Here is a 15369-nt window from a genome sequence, read left to right as displayed (position 1 = left end):
GCTTAGCCATCAAGGCCCTCGCGAGCGAGGGCTGCCAGTCCGGGCCGCCCGTGGGCTTCCGACGCCATGAAGGCCGCGAGGGTCGCGGTCGGACCGACGAAGGAGACCACGCAGATGGGAAGCGAACACGAAGACGGCTTCGAGCCGCAGCACGCCTCATCCCCAACCGACCGCCTGCTCACCGAACTCCAGCTCTATGGCTGGCGCCCCTTCGAGGACGAGCCCGGTCCGAGGCCGCTGCCCGAGGGCAGCACGGTGGCCGGAGCCATCGCAGACATCTTCGACGCCCTCATCGCCACGCTTGGCGACACCCGCCTCGAACCCGATCTCGACGACCTGCTCTGGTCGACCGTCAATCTCTTCCACCGCGCCGTCCAGCGGATCGAGCGCACGCTGGACGACAACGAGCAGTCCCAGCGCCGCCTCCAGCGGGAACAGGACGGCACCGAGATCAAGGCGGTCGAGCTGGAGCGCCTTACGGCCGAGGGCCAGACCATGATCGAGCGGCGCGACGCCTTCGAGCTGATGCGCGACCAGGCCGCCGAACACTACGAGCGCCACACCGGCTCAAGCTGGCGGCCGCGTTCCGGCTCGATGGTCAACCACCGCAACCTGACCTCGGCGCTGGTCGACAGCCGCGACTTCATCTCCGCCCGCCGCAGGGCGGACGCCGAGGTGCTGATCCCGGCAGGCCCGAGGATCGCGGTCTCCGGCGCCAACACCTTCAACGACCACGCTCTCATCTGGGGCGTGCTCGACAAGGTTCACGCCAAGTATCCGCAGATGGTCCTCCTGCATGGCGGCGCCAGGACCGGCACCGACCTGATCGCCGACAAGTGGGCGGCGAACCGCAAGGTGCCGACCGTTCCGTTCCCGCCCGACTTCGCCAAGTATCCGGCGAAGCAGGCGCCCTTCAAGCGCAACGACACCGTGCTCGAAACGCTTCCGATCGGCGTCATCGTCTTTCCCGGCGGCGGCATCCAGGGCAACCTTGCCGACAAGGCGAGGAAGCTCGGCATCAACGTCTACGATTTCCGCGATCGGGGTGGCGCTTAGGCGCCGCCGCTTGACGATCGCCAGCAAAAGGAGTCAAATCCGTGCATCCTCGCAGCACCGGCATAGAAGCAAAGTCGCAGGCGGAGCGTATCGTCGGACAGCCTGTCGTGATCCTTGGACCGATCATCCGGAGGCTTCCATGACCCTCATCCTGCTTGCCGTCTCGCTGTCGATCGCGCTCACCATGATCGCATGGCACTTCGCGGTCTACGCCCTCCCGTTCATGGTCGGGCTTGCCGCGTTCCGCTACGTCCATGCGGTCGATGCGGGGATTGCCATGTCCATCGTCGCCGCGCTCGGCGCTGCCGGCCTTTCCGTTCTGGTCGCCGCCGCCGTCCTCGCCTTCGTGCGGGCACCCCTCCTGCGTCTTCCCGTCCTCGTGCTATTCGCCGCGCCCGCCGCCCTGGCAGGCTATGCGGTGGTGCATGGCGTCGCGCAGAACGTCATCGAGTCGACGGTTGCGCTAAATCTTCTATGCGGCACCGGCGGCCTGTTCGTCGGCATCGCCGCGCTGTTGAACATCAGCGCCCACGCCGCCGCCTTCACGCCGCGCTGAAGCCTTCTATCGCCCCTCCGGGCGGACTTGATCAGATCGCTGCCGGGAAATGGTTCACATGGTCGACGCCGATGGGTCACGCGAGCCCGACACTCACGTTTCCAAAGAACGGAGCAGTTCTTCCCGATTCAACTCAGCCTTCTCGTCAATCAGATCAAGATACCGCTCCACCGCCTTGGCAACGCTTAGCCGAATGTGCCCGAGGTCATCCCACGAGATCGTCCCATTCGGATGGCCGAGACTGTGCAGATACTCGTCTCTCAACGTGTAACCGCGCTCCAGCCAGTCCGCTTCGTTGTCGTCATCAACGAGACGTCTGTATCTGCGCTTCATCTTCTCGCGGCCGCGATGTTCCCTGAGCATCAAGGTCGCCTCGATACAGCTTATGTTCACAACGATCTCGTCGATCCCTTCTTCCGAGAGAGCTTTGACGAAGAAGTGCTTAGTCAGCGGATGTAAGATCGCTCTCTCTGTGCCTCGCTTTGCAAGCACCTTTTGAAGCAACCGCCATCGCTGTTCGAGTGTGTCGAGTTGTTGTCGGCCAAGCTCGAAAGACTCCGACCGATCGGGAACTTCGATCTCCTCGTCCGGATGACCGATGAGGGTCCAGGTCATAGCCGCCGCGTCGGGCGCGCGCGGCGCGTCAGCGAACGGATCGTCGGAGAACGAATAGACCCAGGGAACGTCAAACGGTTCCCACGAGCCGTCAATCGACTCCTTGCTAAGACACAAAAGCAGCACAAATAGCGCGTCCTCCACAGGCGACGGAAACGTCGGCTCGAACACTGGAACCTTGCCGATCTCATCCCATCGCTTGTGAAGCACGCCAAGCCAAGTGCGTTCCCATAGCGCACCAGCCGGCTCGGACTCGCTCGTGACAAGCCAATAGAACCCATCCAATCTTTCGACGGGAAATTGCTGCCAACGGCCGAAGCGTTTTAGCGCATCATGCCGCACGCGCCGACCGAGTTCCCCGCGTCTGAGAAGGGCGATCTCGTTCGTCCCGAAACGCACATTCTCGACGCTTTGGTGCGGCCGCTGACTTGAATCGTCCAGATCGAGGCGATCGAGGGGCGCGTAATGGAATCGCGTCACTTCCTCGACCAAGAAAGCGCGATGCAGCTTCCGTGCTGTGTCATCGGCAGTTTGCAGGCTGCCTGAATGCCAAGGTGCCTCATTCCAGCGGAAGAAGTTTTCGAGTGCCGTCCGCAGTTCCTTTCGCGATGAATCACCGGAAGGACGTTTCGAGAGCCGAGAACCGCTCATGTCGGGATAGATCAAAGCGCAATTGCTCTCAAGCAACCGAAATGCTGCCGAGCTATAAGCTTCTTCCTCCGTTCGGCATGCCGCACGCCAAAGGTCGGCGACAGCCAGCCGTATCGCTTCAGGTGCCTCCTCTGTTTCCTTACCCAAGGTCGTTCCCTCCAGCCACGCCATCATCGCACTTTCCGATGAAATCAAAAATGGCCAATCGGCGATGCAAGTGGCCGCTCCCATGACAAAGGGCCTCGACGGCATCTCCACCAGCTCTCCGAACCTCGCCCATGACGGGCTGGCCGCCGGTATCCGCTCCGTCTTCGCATCGCCGTCTCCGCATCTAGCCGGCGCGGGACGTCCCAATCAGCGTGATCGCGTCTTTGGTGCTCTCGACGCCTTCCCGGTCGGCCCACCGTGGCGTGGCAGCGCGGCGAGCCGGAGCCATGCTTCATCCCTTCAGGCGCGCACGAGCCGTCACCGTTGCCCCGGAGATGGTAACGGCGCCATTCGCCCGGACGCCGGTGCCGGCGCTGTTCCTCATCAGCAATCCGAGATCGGCATGCGCTTGAGACAGGCGCGGCGATCGCGCTGTTTCCCGAGATGGCGCGGGTAAGAGGCCACGACCGATGGCCGGGCCGGCAAGGAGGAAGGTTCTGCGGTTTCTCCGTGATGCGTTCGCGGAAGGACATGCCCTCCGACTGACTGATCCCCTACGGCCGAGCGGTTTCCGCCCTCAACCCCCGCGGCTCCGGACCGTGTTGGCGCGAAGCGCCTGCCCGCCCCACTCCGGGCCTTAAGGGTTGCTGTCGGCTCCCGGCGACCGTGGCCGGGTCTCGTCGGAGGGACGGTCCCTCCGATTGAAGCAACGGAGAACTACCATGCAGAACATCGTCATTCTTGCCGGCAACATCGGTCAGGACCCCGAGGGCCGCACCACCATCAACAACACCCGCATCGTCCACTTCACCCTAGCCACCTCGCGCCCCCGCTACGCGGAAGGCAAGGTTCTGCGGGACAAGGACGGCTACCGGGTCCAGGAGACCGAATGGCACCGCATCACCTGCTTCAACGGCCTCGGCAAGACGGTCGAGCAGCATTGCCAGAAGGGCATGAAGGTGCTGGTCCGGGGCCGCATCCACTACACGAAGTGGACCGACCGGGAAGGCGTCGAGCGCTACAGCACGGAGATCATCGCCGAGACGGTGGACTTCCTGAGCTGGCCGAAGCGGGAGGACGACAGCCGCGGCGCCAACGATCCCGACGACGAGATCCCGTTCTGAAAGGAGGTGTCGAGAGCCCGGCGGCGAAAGCCGCCGGGCCTTCTTCATGTTCGCGGCCAGAAACTTCGCGACCCGGCTTCGAGCCTTCCCGCAACGCTCACTCGACGTCTCGCCCTGTCTGGGCCGAGCATATCCGCCGCCGATCCTCTGCCAGGTGGCGGGCAGGCATCGACGGCGTGCCACCCGCGCGCACGCCCGAGCGTGGCATTGACGCGAGGCCGAACCTACCGGCGCATCCGGGCGAGGACGTGCAGCTCCGTGGGGAGGAATGCCACCCCGCTCTTTGAGGCTTACCTTCGTTCCAGTCGCGGCCTTCCACGATCAACCCCAAGGGGTCGGACTATGCACGGCATGCCGCCGCCGGAGGCTTCGCCCCGGCGGTGATCGCGGCCGCGGCCGAAACCCATCGGGCGCCTGTCGAGCGGGGATGGCCCCCGCTCCAGATCAGGAGCCGCAGCAATGTCCCTTCCAGACGCACAAGCCTTCGCCTTCAGCCTCGCCGCCACCCTGCTGGTCACGATCGTCATCTTTCGCGCCGGCGACGGCACGGTCGGCGCCATGCCCGCCGCCGAATATGACGGCGACGACGAAGCCATCATCCGCGAGATCGACCCGTTCGCCCCTTGAGGGCGAACGTCAGGGTCTCGACACGCGGATCAGCTCGCAGGGGTCGACGTCGAGCGCGTCCGCCACCTTTCCGAGAATGCTCACGCTCGCCGAAACCTTGCCGCGTTCGATCGAGCCGATGTAGCGAGCGCTCAGCCCGGAGCGCTCGGCCACTTCTTCTTGCGTCATATCCTTGTCATGGCGCAGCCGACGCATGTTGATCGCCATGACCTCTTTGAGGTCCATGACGCATCGGAACCAGAACCGGAATTATCGTTCTAGGAATGATCGTTCCGATTCGGTATGGTCGACCACATGCGCTGAGATCAAGTGCGTCGCAGCCCGTCGACTTTCTGTCGAATCGCGGAATGGAAGCATTCCGAGAATCTTCGATGCCAGTCGCGGAACTTCTATTGGACCTCAAAGCGATGACGTATTTGTGAACTACATGCGCGAGGAAGTAAGGACACTACGATGAGCAAATCTCCCTTCAAGGACAGCCCTCCGCTGACCGACAGGGTGAATGCCTATGACGAAGCCAACCTCGCAACCTATCTGCGCCTGCTCGACGCTGCCGCCGAGGGCGAGGACTGGCGGGAAGTCGCGAAGATCGTGTTCGGCCTCGACGTCGACGCCGATCCCGAACGCGCGAAGCGGATGCACGACACCCATCTCGCCCGCGCCCGCTGGATGACCGAGAAGGGCTACAAGCACCTGCTGGAACCGCGCATGCAATGATGGGCGGCGCATCACCGCATCGCCGACGACAGCGCGACCCCGGATTGCTCGCCACGGTCGAGATTTCCATTCCGATTTTCCATCTTCACGTGAGGTCGACCCCGCCAATACTCGAATCATCCCGATGGCAAAGACCGGGCGGGGAGGATTTCGTCATGGAGCCGCTGCACGACTGGCGATCACCGCAGTTCGAGGAACATCTGGGCCGTCTCGACCGGGGCGGCGTGTCGTTCGAGTTTCTTCGTCGCAACCGTGAATACCGGCAGGACTATGCCGAGACGCTGGCAAGGGTGGCCTCCGGCGGCGCGGACAAGAAGGACGCGATAGCGCTCCTGTCCCGTCGCTGGGGGCTCGCCTTTCCCGGCGGACCCTTCTGCATCGGCGTTGACCGCTCGACCCGTCTGGCTGCCTCGAATCTTCCCTGCCGTGCTCATTGTCATGGCTGTCCCCGAAGGCTTTGCAGCTTCTTCGCTTCCTGATCCTCGCGCGCTGCCGCTACTGGGCGAACTGGCCGGCGACGGCCTGCACGCCGTTGCTGAAGACCAGGCCGGGGATCACCGGCTCTGGCTCCAGCATGGTGCTGAACCGGCCAACGCCGGTATCTTCCTTCCGCTCGACGAGCATTTCTGGTGGCGTCACCGAAATGCCGGCCGCCTGAAGCGCCGGCTGGACAGGAAGCCGGCCGGTCCCTCGCCACGCCAGCAGCGCCTATCCGCATTCCAGATTCGTCGCGCCGCTCTGATGCTGCGTGCCTGGGACGGCGTGGAATCCGGCGCCTCGCGCCGCGTCATCGCCGCCGTTCTCATCAACCGGACCGTCGAGACAATGCGCGCCCTCGACTGGCAGAACGCTCCGGAGCGGCGGCGGCTCGCACGTATCCTCGCGGCCGCGCGCCGGCAGATCGAGAGCGGCTATCTGCGCTGGCTGGTGCCCCACGCATCGCGTGGTCGGCGCGAAAGCGATCGAGACTGACTCGCCAGCAGACCCACGCGCTCGAAGGGGGGACACTTCTCCTAAGACACCCCGATTTTTGTCACTCCGCCCAACCGCTGATTTTTCGCCATCGTCGCATCTGACTCGCCGTTCTCACGGCGGCCGCGACGGAGGCCGATCATGGACAATATCACCGACAGCAATTGGCCGCGCTTCGTGCGGACGCCGGAGGCGGCCCGCCTCCTCGATCTCTCGCCCCGCACGCTGGAAAAGCATCGCTGCGACGGCACCGGGCCGATCTACCACAAGCTCGGCGGCCGCGTGGTCTACGCCGTCGCCGACCTGCAAGCCTGGATCGAGGCGAGCGCACGTCAATCCACCTCCGAGCCGGCGACGCCGAGCCTGCCCGCGCCGCGCGACACGGGCGCGGCCGACGCGACCCGCTGACCACCGCATGACCGCGCGCCGCACATATCAGGGCCAGCAGCTCGAACTCTTCAGGGCACGCTCCGGCGAGATCGCCGCGCGCGACGCACAAGACCTGATGTCCTGGCCGTTCTTCTCGCTCGGCAAATCGCGCCGCGTCACGCCGATCGACTTCCGCATGGGCGACGTGTCGATCCGCGTCGAGGCGACGTCCGAGCACGGCATGGCGACCATCTGGGATGCCGACGTGCTGATCTGGGCCGCGAGCCAGATCGTCGACGCGCGCGACCGTGGCCTCTCCACCTCGCGCTTCATGGCGTCCACCTCCTACGAGATTCTCACCTTCATCGGCCGCACCGATTCCGGCTTGAACTACGACAGGCTGAAGGCGGCGCTGGACAGGCTGCAATCGACCACCATCCTCACCTCGATCCGCCAGCCCTCCGAGCGTCGCCGGCATCGCTTCTCGTGGATCGCCGAGTGGAAGGAGCGGCTCGACGCGCAGGGGCGATCGCTCGGCATCGAGCTGATCCTGCCGGATTGGTTCTATGCCGGCGTCCTCGACGACGCGCTCGTGCTGACCATAGACCGCGACTATTTCGGGCTGACCGGCGGCCTCGAACGCTGGCTCTACCGGCTCGTGCGCAAGCATGGCGGCCGGCAGAGCGGTGGCTGGAGCTTCGACGTTCCGCATCTTCATCTGAAGTCCGGCAGCCTGTCGCCGCTCCGGCGCTTCCGCTTTGAGCTGCGCGCCATCGTCCAGCGCCAGCCGCTTCCCGGCTACCGCCTGGCGCTGGTGGACGATCCCGATGGTCGCCAGCGTCTGACCTTCCAGCCCATCGACGAGCAGCCCATGCCGCGCCGCCGCAAGCGTGCGGGAGCGACGTCATGATCGGAGCCGGGACATCGCTCCACCGCAGCCGTGGAAAGCCTGTGGACGGAACCGTACTATCGGGAACGCTGATTCCCGTCTTTTCGGGAACGCGAATCCCGTACCATCGGGAACGCCAACCGCCGGCAAGCGTCGGATTCGACAGGCGGAATCCGGCCCCTCTAACTTCCCTAACTAAAGAATCCTTCGGATTCTTGCTAACGCGCCCTCCCATTTCACGGAATCGGGGACAACGGCGCCGCAGCCTGATCGGCATGCGGAGGATCGCGCCATGACGATCCTGACCGGCGATTGCCGCGACCTGATGCCGGCGCACGGCCCGTTCGATCTGATCCTCGCCGATCCGCCCTATGGCGACACGTCGCTCGCCTGGGACCGGCAGGTCGACGGCTGGTTGCCGCTCGCCCGCGCCTCCCTGAAGCCGTCCGGCTCGCTCTGGGTGTTCGGCTCGCTGCGTTCGTTCATGACCACCGGAGGAGCGTTCTCGGATGCCGGCCTGACCTATGCGCAAGAGATCGTCTGGGAGAAGCAGAACGGCTCTTCCTTCCACGCGGATCGCTTTCGCAGGGTCCACGAGCTGGCCGTCCAGTTCCGCCGTGCCGACGTGCCGTGGAGCGCCGTCTACAACGAGGTGCAGACGACTCCGGACGCCACGGCCCGCACCGTGCGGCGCAAGAAGCGACCGCCGCATACCGGCCGGATCGACGCCGGCCACTATGTCAGCGAGGACGGCGGCCCGCGCCTGATGCGCTCCGTGATCTTCCTGCGCAACGCGCATGGTCGCGCCATCCACCCCACTGAAAAGCCCGTCTTCCTCCTCGAAATCCTGATCCGTACGAGCTGCCCGCCTGGCGGCCTGGTCGGCGATTGGTTCGCGGGCTCCGGTGCTGCGGGCGAAGCCTGCCGGCTGACCGGCCGCCGCTATCTCGGCTGCGAGATCGACGCGGCGATGGCCGAGCGCGCGCGAGCGCGCATCGCATCCGTGCTGCCCTTCACGGAAGGGACACCAACATGACGACAAGCATCCGCAACGCCGGCCTGCCGGCCGACCGCACGGTGGTCGAGCTGACCTGGCGCGAGAACCACGTCGAACACTGGATACGCTTCGGCCGCGCCGCCGAGGACCAGCGCCTCGACCGCCATCGCCGTGTCGTTGTCTTCGCGCCGGGCAGCATCTTCGCCTTCGTCCGCTGGGCCGGCAACGAGCATGGCACGATCATCTCGCGCATCGACATCGTGCGCGCCGTAGCAAGTGGCGAGCCTTTCCAGACGCTCCCGTTCGTGCGACCGGGCGGCGACATTCTCTTGCGCATCACCGGCTGGCCGAAGGTCGAGGCGGTGCTGAAGGTGGTCGATGCGATCGAGGCGCTTGGCATCGACCCCGCCGATGTGGCGCCGGATCACTGGCGTCACATCTACAACCGCATCAGCGTCAACGAGCCGTTCCGCGTCTATTCCGCCGAGCAGCACCGTGCCTGGCTCCGGCGCCGCGAGGTGACGCGATGATCGCGCGCCGCGTGACGCTCATCACCATGATCGCAGGCGCGGTGCTGGTCGCGGCTCCGGCATGGCATCGGCCCGATCTGCGCTTCATCTGGAACGCATCGGCCAGCGTGCCGGTCGGCCTCTACCGCATCGTCCCGGCCGACCGCATCGAGGTCACGGACCTCGCCGTCGTCATGCCGCCCGACGAGCTGGCGGACTTCCTCGCCGAACGCGGCTACCTGCCGCGCGGCCTGCCGCTCATCAAGCGCGTGCTGGCACTCGCCGGAACCGAGGTCTGCCGGCACGACAGCACCATCACCGCCTACGGCGCGACCTATGGTGACGCTCGCGCGCTCGACACGCACGGCCGCCCGCTACCTGTCTGGCAGGGCTGCCGCACGCTCGGCGAAGGCCAAGCCTTCTTCATGAACTGGGACAGCCCGGACAGCTTCGACAGCCGCTATTTCGGGCCGCTCCCCGTCGCAACCATAGTCGGCCGGGCGGTCCCCGTCTGGACAACCGACGACCCCGATCCGGACGCGGAATCCTTCCGTGAGCCGGTCCCCGACGAGCCATGACGGCTCGTTCTCCAACCTCGCGAAAGGAACATCGCATGGCCCAGATCGGCACCTTCACCCGCAACGATGATGGCTTCTTTGGCCGCGTCCGCACGCTCAAGCTCGATGTAGAAGTCGCCATCCTGCCGGCCGAGGAATCGGATGCCGAGAACGCGCCCGAGCATCGCGTCTTCCTCGACGGGCAGGAAGTCGGCGCGGCCTGGGACCGCACCGGCGACAAGGCCGGAAGCTATCTGTCCCTGACTATAGACGATCCGTCCTTCTTCGAGCCGATCCGCGCGCGCCTGTTCGAGTCCGACACAAAGAAGGGCGCGTGGAACCTGCTCTGGACGCGCCGGAAGAAGAACGACGGCGAGGCATGACCGATCATGCGCTGCCATCGTTCTCGTCATCCTTCAAGCTCACTCTCCTTGATCGGTCGAATGCCGGTCACTCCCCTCGACCCGATCGTCCATCGGGCGGCCGTCGCGCGCAGCGGAGGTCAAGGGCGGCGGCCTGTTTTCCGGGTTTCGGTCATATCGCCCGACGATGCCCGTCCGGAAAATGTCGGCCGCCGGCGAAGCCTCGCCCTTGGCCGCAGCGAGCACGATGGCAGGCTTGTCGCGCATCGGGACGGCGGTGCCTGCGCTGCCGTCCCGACCCTCATGACGATGCTGTTCGCATGCGCCATGATCGTCGTCATGGTGGCTCCTGCGTCGGCCGAGCCGCCGCCCGGCGAACCGCTCCCGGCCACCGTCTCGGCCGCTCCGCGATCCGATCCGTGGGCGCCCCATGTCGCCGCGGCCGCCCGCCGCTTCGCCATTCCCGAGCGATGGATACGCGCGGTCTTGGCCGTCGAGAGCGTTGGCGATCCCGCCGCGCTCTCGCCAAAGGGCGCCATCGGCCTCATGCAGGTCATGCCTGCGACATGGGAGGAGCTGCGCGCGAAGCATGGCCTCGGCGCGGACCCCTGGCAGCCGCGCGACAACATCCTCGCCGGCACCGCATATCTGCGCGCGATGCACGACCGCTATGGCTCGGTCGACGCCATGCTGGCCGCCTACAATGCCGGCCCCGGCCGCTATGACGAGCATCTCGCGAGCGGCCGCGCGCTGCCGGCCGAGACTGTCGATTACGTCGCGAAAATCGCGCCGATGATCGACGGCACCGCACCGATCACACGCACGGCTGGTTCATCGTCATCGCCGTCATGGCGTCGCGCTCCGCTCTTCTTCACGCGCTCCACTGACCGCGATCACGACGATGCGGACGACTCCCTCCCTCTTTCCGGCCGACCTTCCGACGACCCGCCGATCGTCGATCTGTCGGCGCTCGTGCCACCATCCGACGGTCTGTTCGTGGAACGGCCGGCAAGGGAAGGAGATCGGCGTTGAAGATCGCATTTCCTCGCTTCGCGTGGTGCGCAATCGCAGGGATTGCGGTGCGCTGCGGGACAGCGGCACATCAGGCCGAAGGAGGGCGGGATAAAAAGCGGCACATCGCCGCTCGGTTGGGGTGTTGTTTCGCTTGCGCTTTTCGGGTTTCCGCGCACATCGCGGATCAGGCGCGCGAGGTGCGCGCCAAGATATTCTCCTGCGATTTCCGCGGAAACCGCACATCGCACAGGAAGCGGCCATGAGCCGGGACGACGACTTCCGCGTCCGGCCGGGCCGCATCCGTTCGAGCCGGGCGCAGCGAGCGAAGCCCTTCGTCGCCCAGGCGCTCGCCGCCGCGCAGAAGGCAGGCGGCCGTATCTCCCGCTCCGGCAGGATCACCTCCGGCAACGGCTCGCGCTTTGGCCGCGGCCGTGTTGCGAGCGTGCGCGCCAACCGCCTCATATCCAGCCGCTCGCGCGGCGCCATCATCAAGACACGCGTGGTCCGGCATAGCGCGCGCTCCGCGCCGCTCACCGCCCACCTCAACTATCTGCGCCGCGACGGCGTGACCCGCGACGGCGAGAAGGCGCGCATGTTCAGCCCGGAGACCGACGACGCCGACGTGAAGGGCTTCGCCGAACGCTGCGAGGACGACCGGCATCATTTCCGCTTCATCGTCTCCCCGGACGACGCGACGGAAATGTCCGACCTGAAAACCTTCACCCGCGATCTGATGGCGAAGATGGAAAAGGACCTCGGCACGAAGCTCGACTGGGTGGCCGTCGATCACTGGAACACCGGGCATCCCCATGTCCACGTCATCCTGCGCGGCCGCGCCGATGACGGCTATGACCTCGTGATCGCTCGCGATTATATAAAGGAGGGCATGCGCAACCGCGCGCAGGATCTCATCACCCAGGAGCTCGGCCCGCGCACCGATCTCGACATCCGCCGCGCGCTGGAGCGGCAGGTCGAGGCCGAGCGCTGGACCCAGCTCGACAGCCAGCTTGCCCGCGACACCAACAAGCATGGGATCATCGACGTTGCCCCGTCGCCGGACAGGCAGCCCGACGAGTATGTGACGCTGAAGGTGGGCCGGCTTCGGCACCTCGAACGTCTCGGCCTCGCCGAGACCATCGGTCCCGGCCAATGGATCATGGCCGACGACGCCGAAGCCACCTTGCGCGAGCTGGGCGAGCGCGGCGACATCATCAAGCGCATGCACCGTGCGCTCACCGAAAGCGGCATAGATCGCGGCCTGACTGGCTACGTATTAGCCGGCGAAGCCGGTCCGGAGCCGGTCCTCGGCCGGCTGGTCGAGCGCGGTCTGGACGACGAGCTGCGCGGCACCGCCTATGCCGTGATCGACGGTATCGACGGCCACACCCATCACATCCGCTTCGACGATCTCGACGCGGCCGGCGATTCCGCACCGGGCTCCGTCGTCGAGCTGCGCCGCTATGAGGATAGCGGTGGCTGGACCCGTACCGCACTCGCCGTCCGCGCCGACCTCTCGATCGAGGCCCAGACCACGGCGACCGGCTCCACCTGGATCGACCGCCAGCTTATCGCCCGCGATCCCCTCGACACCGGCGGCGGCTTCGGCCTGGAGGTGAAGCAGGCGATGGAGGCCCGCGCCGATCATCTCGTAGCCGAGGGCCTCGCACGGCGCGAGGGCCAGCGTATCGTCTTCGCCCGCAACCTGCTCGCCACGCTGCGCGAGCGCGAGTTGGACGCGCTCGGCCAGAAGCTCGCGGCCGAGACAGGCACGTCCTTCCAGAAGGCGGCCGCAGGCGAATACGTCGCCGGCACCTACCGGCAGCGTTTCGCGCTCGCCTCCGGCCGCTTCGCCATGATTGACGACGGACTCGGCTTCAAGCTGGTGCCCTGGACCCCATCGGTCGAGAAGCACATCGGCCAGCACATCTCCGGCGTTGCCCGCTCCAATGGCGGCGTGGATTGGTCGTTCGGACGCAAGCGCGGGCTCGGGCTATGAGCAACGGCCGCGTTTGTCAGCCGCAACCCGCAAGTATTTTCCGCACCTTCTACGACCGGCTTCGAGCTGCCCTCAACCCGCCATTGAAACCCGTGTGCAGCGTGTTCTTCTTCGCGCTCTTGGACCGAAACGCGAGGGAGTTTCGCTGCCTTGTCTGCAAGCCGCGTCATGTGGGGCCAGATCGTCGTGGTGTTCTCGATCGTGCTCGTCGCGGTCTGGTCCGCGACGCAATGGACGGCGTGGCGGCTCGGCTTTCAGGCTCAGCTCGGACAGCCCTGGTTCGAGATTGCCGGCCTGCCGGTCTATCCGCCACCGGCCTTCTTCTGGTGGTGGTATTTCTACGACGCCTATGCGCCGACCATCTTCTACGGGGGCGCCGGCATCGCAGCTTCCGGCGGGCTGATCGCCATCGCGGCCGCCATCCTCATGTCGATCTATCGCGCGCGCGAGGCGAAAGACGTCAGAACCTTCGGCTCCGCGCGATGGGCCGAGCGCAAGGAGATCGCGGCCGCCGGCCTACTCGGCGAAGATGGCGTCGTCCTCGGCAAGCTCGACCGCGATTATCTCCGGCATGACGGTGCCGAGCATGTCCTGTGTTTCGCCCCAACGAGAAGCGGCAAGGGCGTCGGCCTCGTGGTGCCGACGCTGCTCACTTGGCCGGGCTCCGCCATCGTCCACGACATCAAGGGCGAGAACTGGGATCTGACTGCCGGCCTGCGCTCCTGCTTCGGCCGGGTGCTCCTGTTCGATCCGACCAATGCGCAGTCTGCCGCCTACAATCCGCTGCTGGAGGTGCGGCGCGGCGAATGGGAAGTGCGCGACGTGCAGAACGTTGCCGACGTGCTGGTCGATCCCGAGGGAAGCCTTGAGAAAAGGAACCATTGGGAGAAAACCAGCCACTCGCTGCTCGTCGGTGCGATCCTCCACGTACTCTATGCCGAGAAGGACAAGACCCTTGCCGGCGTCGCCGCCTTCCTCTCCGATCCACTTCGGCCGATCGAGTCGACGCTGGCTGCCATGATGAACACGCCGCATCTTGGCGAGAAGGGTCCGCATCCCGTCATCGCAAGTGCCGCCCGTGAGCTGCTCAATAAGTCTGATAACGAGCGCTCCGGCGTTCTCTCCACGGCGATGAGTTTCCTAGGTCTCTATCGCGATCCCGTTGTTGCCGCCGTCACCGCGCGCTGTGATTGGCGCATCGCCGACATCGTGTCCGGAGAACGCCCGACCACGCTCTATCTCGTCGTGCCGCCTTCGGACATATCTCGAACCAAGCCGCTGGTTCGTCTCGTGCTCAACCAGATCGGGCGCCGGCTGACCGAGGAACTGCACGCCAGCGGCCGCCGCCATCGCCTGTTGCTCATGCTCGACGAGTTCCCCGCGCTAGGCAGGCTCGACTTCTTTGAATCGGCGCTTGCCTTCATGGCCGGCTACGGCATCAAGGCGTTCCTGATTGCGCAGAGCCTCAACCAGATCGAAAAGGCATACGGAGCAAACAACTCCATCCTGGACAACTGCCATGTCCGCGTCAGCTTCGCGACCAACGACGAGCGCACCGCCAAGCGCGTTTCCGACGCCCTCGGCACCGCCACCGAGATGCGCGCCATGCAGAACTATGCCGGCCACCGTCTCGCGCCGTGGCTCGGCCATCTCATGATCTCGCGCTCCGAGACCGCCCGGCCGCTGCTTACCGCCGGCGAAGTGATGCAGCTTCCGCCCGACGACGAGATCGTCATGGTTGCCGGCATCCCGCCGATCCAGGCGAAGAAGGCGCGCTACTATGAGGATACCCGTCTAACGGAGCGCCTCCTTCCCGTTCCCGCGAACCCCCGCGCAGGTCTTGTCCAGCGGCCGGACGACTGGTCGACGCTGAAGCCGATCGTCGCGCCGATCCCGGAGCAAGCAAATGTCACTTCCGCAAATGGTCTGGCTCCCCACGCTGCTGCATCGGCTGCGAATCGCGTGGCAAAGCCCCCCACCAATGGCAAACAGGACGACGACCCCGCCAATGCCGGCCTGCGCCGAGAACCGGGCCTTGAGCCGCACAAGGACATCGCGCCGGAACCGCCGAAGCCGCCCGTCAACGAGTTCGATCCCGATCCTGAAGAACCAGACGGCGAAGCAGCGGCCAACCAGACGCTCGTCCGCAACATGCGGCAGATGGCGCGGCAGGTTTCGATGGACCCCGGCGACGGCATGGAGCTTTGAGCT

Annotated in this window: 19 protein-coding genes; 16 read left to right on the top strand and 3 right to left on the bottom strand. The window is 65.8% G+C overall.

Annotated features, from left to right (window positions below; all coding sequences use genetic code 11):
- Positions 1-114: 114 nt before the first annotated feature.
- Together PZ895_RS04490 and PZ895_RS04485 are read left to right on the top strand one after the other, a co-directional pair.
- Positions 115-1056 (top strand): DUF2493 domain-containing protein, encoded by a 942-nt coding sequence (locus PZ895_RS04490; protein WP_201744832.1) that lies wholly within the window; start codon positions 115-117, stop codon positions 1054-1056.
- 139 nt (positions 1057-1195) lie between these two features.
- Positions 1196-1612 carry a hypothetical protein gene (locus PZ895_RS04485; RefSeq protein WP_126006720.1) on the top strand — a complete coding sequence of 139 codons (417 nt, stop codon included), beginning with the start codon at positions 1196-1198 and terminating at the stop codon, positions 1610-1612.
- A gap of 93 nt (positions 1613-1705) precedes the next feature.
- Here the strand turns inward: PZ895_RS04485 and PZ895_RS04480 are convergent, their stop codons facing one another.
- On the bottom strand, positions 1706-3052 hold the full coding sequence (locus PZ895_RS04480; protein ID WP_275837790.1) for a hypothetical protein: 1347 nt from the start codon (positions 3050-3052) through the stop codon (positions 1706-1708).
- Between the two features lie 695 nt (positions 3053-3747).
- Here PZ895_RS04480 and PZ895_RS04475 point away from each other — a divergent pair.
- Positions 3748-4149 (top strand): single-stranded DNA-binding protein, encoded by a 402-nt coding sequence (locus tag PZ895_RS04475; protein ID WP_126006724.1) that lies wholly within the window; start codon positions 3748-3750, stop codon positions 4147-4149.
- Positions 4150-4608: 459 nt separating this feature from the next.
- Positions 4609-4776: a hypothetical protein gene (locus PZ895_RS04470; protein ID WP_201744833.1), complete on the top strand. Its 168-nt coding sequence runs from the start codon at positions 4609-4611 to the stop codon at positions 4774-4776.
- A gap of 9 nt (positions 4777-4785) precedes the next feature.
- Here the strand turns inward: PZ895_RS04470 and PZ895_RS04465 are convergent, their stop codons facing one another.
- Positions 4786-5001 (bottom strand): helix-turn-helix transcriptional regulator, encoded by a 216-nt coding sequence (locus tag PZ895_RS04465; protein WP_126006726.1) that lies wholly within the window; start codon positions 4999-5001, stop codon positions 4786-4788.
- A 228-nt stretch (positions 5002-5229) separates the two neighbouring features.
- Between PZ895_RS04465 and PZ895_RS04460 the strand changes: the two genes are divergently transcribed.
- From PZ895_RS04460 to PZ895_RS04420, 9 genes are all read left to right on the top strand, one after another.
- Positions 5230-5493 (top strand): DUF2285 domain-containing protein, encoded by a 264-nt coding sequence (locus PZ895_RS04460; protein WP_126006728.1) that lies wholly within the window; start codon positions 5230-5232, stop codon positions 5491-5493.
- 155 nt (positions 5494-5648) lie between these two features.
- Positions 5649-5972: a DUF6499 domain-containing protein gene (locus PZ895_RS04455; protein WP_201744834.1), complete on the top strand. Its 324-nt coding sequence runs from the start codon at positions 5649-5651 to the stop codon at positions 5970-5972.
- Positions 5932-6465, top strand: a complete 534-nt coding sequence (locus PZ895_RS04450; protein WP_126006730.1) for a DUF2285 domain-containing protein — start codon at positions 5932-5934, stop codon at positions 6463-6465. The genes PZ895_RS04455 and PZ895_RS04450 overlap by 41 nt, the downstream gene beginning before the upstream one ends.
- Before the next feature lie 141 nt (positions 6466-6606).
- Complete coding sequence (locus tag PZ895_RS04445; protein ID WP_126006732.1) at positions 6607-6873, top strand: helix-turn-helix domain-containing protein; 267 nt, start codon at positions 6607-6609, stop codon at positions 6871-6873.
- Between the two features lie 7 nt (positions 6874-6880).
- Entirely contained in the window at positions 6881-7744 is an 864-nt protein-coding gene (locus tag PZ895_RS04440; RefSeq protein WP_126006734.1) for a replication initiator protein A, read from the top strand.
- A 271-nt stretch (positions 7745-8015) separates the two neighbouring features.
- Positions 8016-8759: a site-specific DNA-methyltransferase gene (locus tag PZ895_RS04435; protein WP_126006736.1), complete on the top strand. Its 744-nt coding sequence runs from the start codon at positions 8016-8018 to the stop codon at positions 8757-8759.
- On the top strand, positions 8756-9250 hold the full coding sequence (locus PZ895_RS04430; RefSeq protein WP_126006738.1) for a DUF2840 domain-containing protein: 495 nt from the start codon (positions 8756-8758) through the stop codon (positions 9248-9250). The genes PZ895_RS04435 and PZ895_RS04430 overlap by 4 nt, the downstream gene beginning before the upstream one ends.
- Entirely contained in the window at positions 9247-9807 is a 561-nt protein-coding gene (locus tag PZ895_RS04425; RefSeq protein ID WP_126006740.1) for a S26 family signal peptidase, read from the top strand. The genes PZ895_RS04430 and PZ895_RS04425 overlap by 4 nt, the downstream gene beginning before the upstream one ends.
- A 35-nt stretch (positions 9808-9842) precedes the next feature.
- Complete coding sequence (locus PZ895_RS04420; RefSeq protein ID WP_126006742.1) at positions 9843-10169, top strand: DUF736 domain-containing protein; 327 nt, start codon at positions 9843-9845, stop codon at positions 10167-10169.
- Between the two features lie 39 nt (positions 10170-10208).
- Here the strand turns inward: PZ895_RS04420 and PZ895_RS04415 are convergent, their stop codons facing one another.
- A complete protein-coding gene (locus PZ895_RS04415; protein WP_275837789.1) occupies positions 10209-10415 on the bottom strand; it encodes a hypothetical protein in 207 nt (68 codons plus the stop codon).
- Positions 10416-10457: 42 nt separating this feature from the next.
- On the opposite strand from PZ895_RS04415, the gene PZ895_RS04410 reads away from it, so the two are divergent.
- From PZ895_RS04410 to PZ895_RS04400, 3 genes are all read left to right on the top strand, one after another.
- On the top strand, positions 10458-11180 hold the full coding sequence (locus PZ895_RS04410; RefSeq protein WP_275837788.1) for a lytic transglycosylase domain-containing protein: 723 nt from the start codon (positions 10458-10460) through the stop codon (positions 11178-11180).
- A 241-nt stretch (positions 11181-11421) separates the two neighbouring features.
- Complete coding sequence (locus PZ895_RS04405) at positions 11422-13158, top strand: VirD2 family relaxase/mobilization nuclease (protein ID WP_126006746.1); 1737 nt, start codon at positions 11422-11424, stop codon at positions 13156-13158.
- Between the two features lie 150 nt (positions 13159-13308).
- Positions 13309-15366 carry a conjugal transfer protein TraG gene (locus tag PZ895_RS04400; RefSeq protein WP_126006748.1) on the top strand — a complete coding sequence of 686 codons (2058 nt, stop codon included), beginning with the start codon at positions 13309-13311 and terminating at the stop codon, positions 15364-15366.
- Positions 15367-15369: the final 3 nt, after the last annotated feature.

Source organism: Mesorhizobium sp. YIM 152430 (assembly GCF_029210365.1).
Classification (GTDB): domain Bacteria; phylum Pseudomonadota; class Alphaproteobacteria; order Rhizobiales; family Rhizobiaceae; genus Aliihoeflea.
The sequence above is the reverse complement of the archived record's forward strand: the minus strand, read 5'-3'. Positions and strand labels throughout refer to the sequence as shown.

Bases quoted from the DNA above. Each gene is read 5' to 3' on its own strand.
- PZ895_RS04490 (WP_201744832.1), top strand. From the start codon at position 115: ATGGGAAGCGAACACGAAGACGGCTTCGAGCCGCAGCACGCCTCATCC.
- PZ895_RS04485 (WP_126006720.1), top strand. From the start codon at position 1,196: ATGACCCTCATCCTGCTTGCCGTCTCGCTGTCGATCGCGCTCACCATG.
- PZ895_RS04480 (WP_275837790.1), bottom strand. From the start codon at position 3,052: ATGATGGCGTGGCTGGAGGGAACGACCTTGGGTAAGGAAACAGAGGAG.
- PZ895_RS04475 (WP_126006724.1), top strand. From the start codon at position 3,748: ATGCAGAACATCGTCATTCTTGCCGGCAACATCGGTCAGGACCCCGAG.
- PZ895_RS04470 (WP_201744833.1), top strand. From the start codon at position 4,609: ATGTCCCTTCCAGACGCACAAGCCTTCGCCTTCAGCCTCGCCGCCACC.
- PZ895_RS04465 (WP_126006726.1), bottom strand. From the start codon at position 5,001: ATGGACCTCAAAGAGGTCATGGCGATCAACATGCGTCGGCTGCGCCAT.
- PZ895_RS04460 (WP_126006728.1), top strand. From the start codon at position 5,230: ATGAGCAAATCTCCCTTCAAGGACAGCCCTCCGCTGACCGACAGGGTG.
- PZ895_RS04455 (WP_201744834.1), top strand. From the start codon at position 5,649: ATGGAGCCGCTGCACGACTGGCGATCACCGCAGTTCGAGGAACATCTG.
- PZ895_RS04450 (WP_126006730.1), top strand. From the start codon at position 5,932: ATGGCTGTCCCCGAAGGCTTTGCAGCTTCTTCGCTTCCTGATCCTCGC.
- PZ895_RS04445 (WP_126006732.1), top strand. From the start codon at position 6,607: ATGGACAATATCACCGACAGCAATTGGCCGCGCTTCGTGCGGACGCCG.
- PZ895_RS04440 (WP_126006734.1), top strand. From the start codon at position 6,881: ATGACCGCGCGCCGCACATATCAGGGCCAGCAGCTCGAACTCTTCAGG.
- PZ895_RS04435 (WP_126006736.1), top strand. From the start codon at position 8,016: ATGACGATCCTGACCGGCGATTGCCGCGACCTGATGCCGGCGCACGGC.
- PZ895_RS04430 (WP_126006738.1), top strand. From the start codon at position 8,756: ATGACGACAAGCATCCGCAACGCCGGCCTGCCGGCCGACCGCACGGTG.
- PZ895_RS04425 (WP_126006740.1), top strand. From the start codon at position 9,247: ATGATCGCGCGCCGCGTGACGCTCATCACCATGATCGCAGGCGCGGTG.
- PZ895_RS04420 (WP_126006742.1), top strand. From the start codon at position 9,843: ATGGCCCAGATCGGCACCTTCACCCGCAACGATGATGGCTTCTTTGGC.
- PZ895_RS04415 (WP_275837789.1), bottom strand. From the start codon at position 10,415: ATGCGCGACAAGCCTGCCATCGTGCTCGCTGCGGCCAAGGGCGAGGCT.
- PZ895_RS04410 (WP_275837788.1), top strand. From the start codon at position 10,458: ATGCTGTTCGCATGCGCCATGATCGTCGTCATGGTGGCTCCTGCGTCG.
- PZ895_RS04405 (WP_126006746.1), top strand. From the start codon at position 11,422: ATGAGCCGGGACGACGACTTCCGCGTCCGGCCGGGCCGCATCCGTTCG.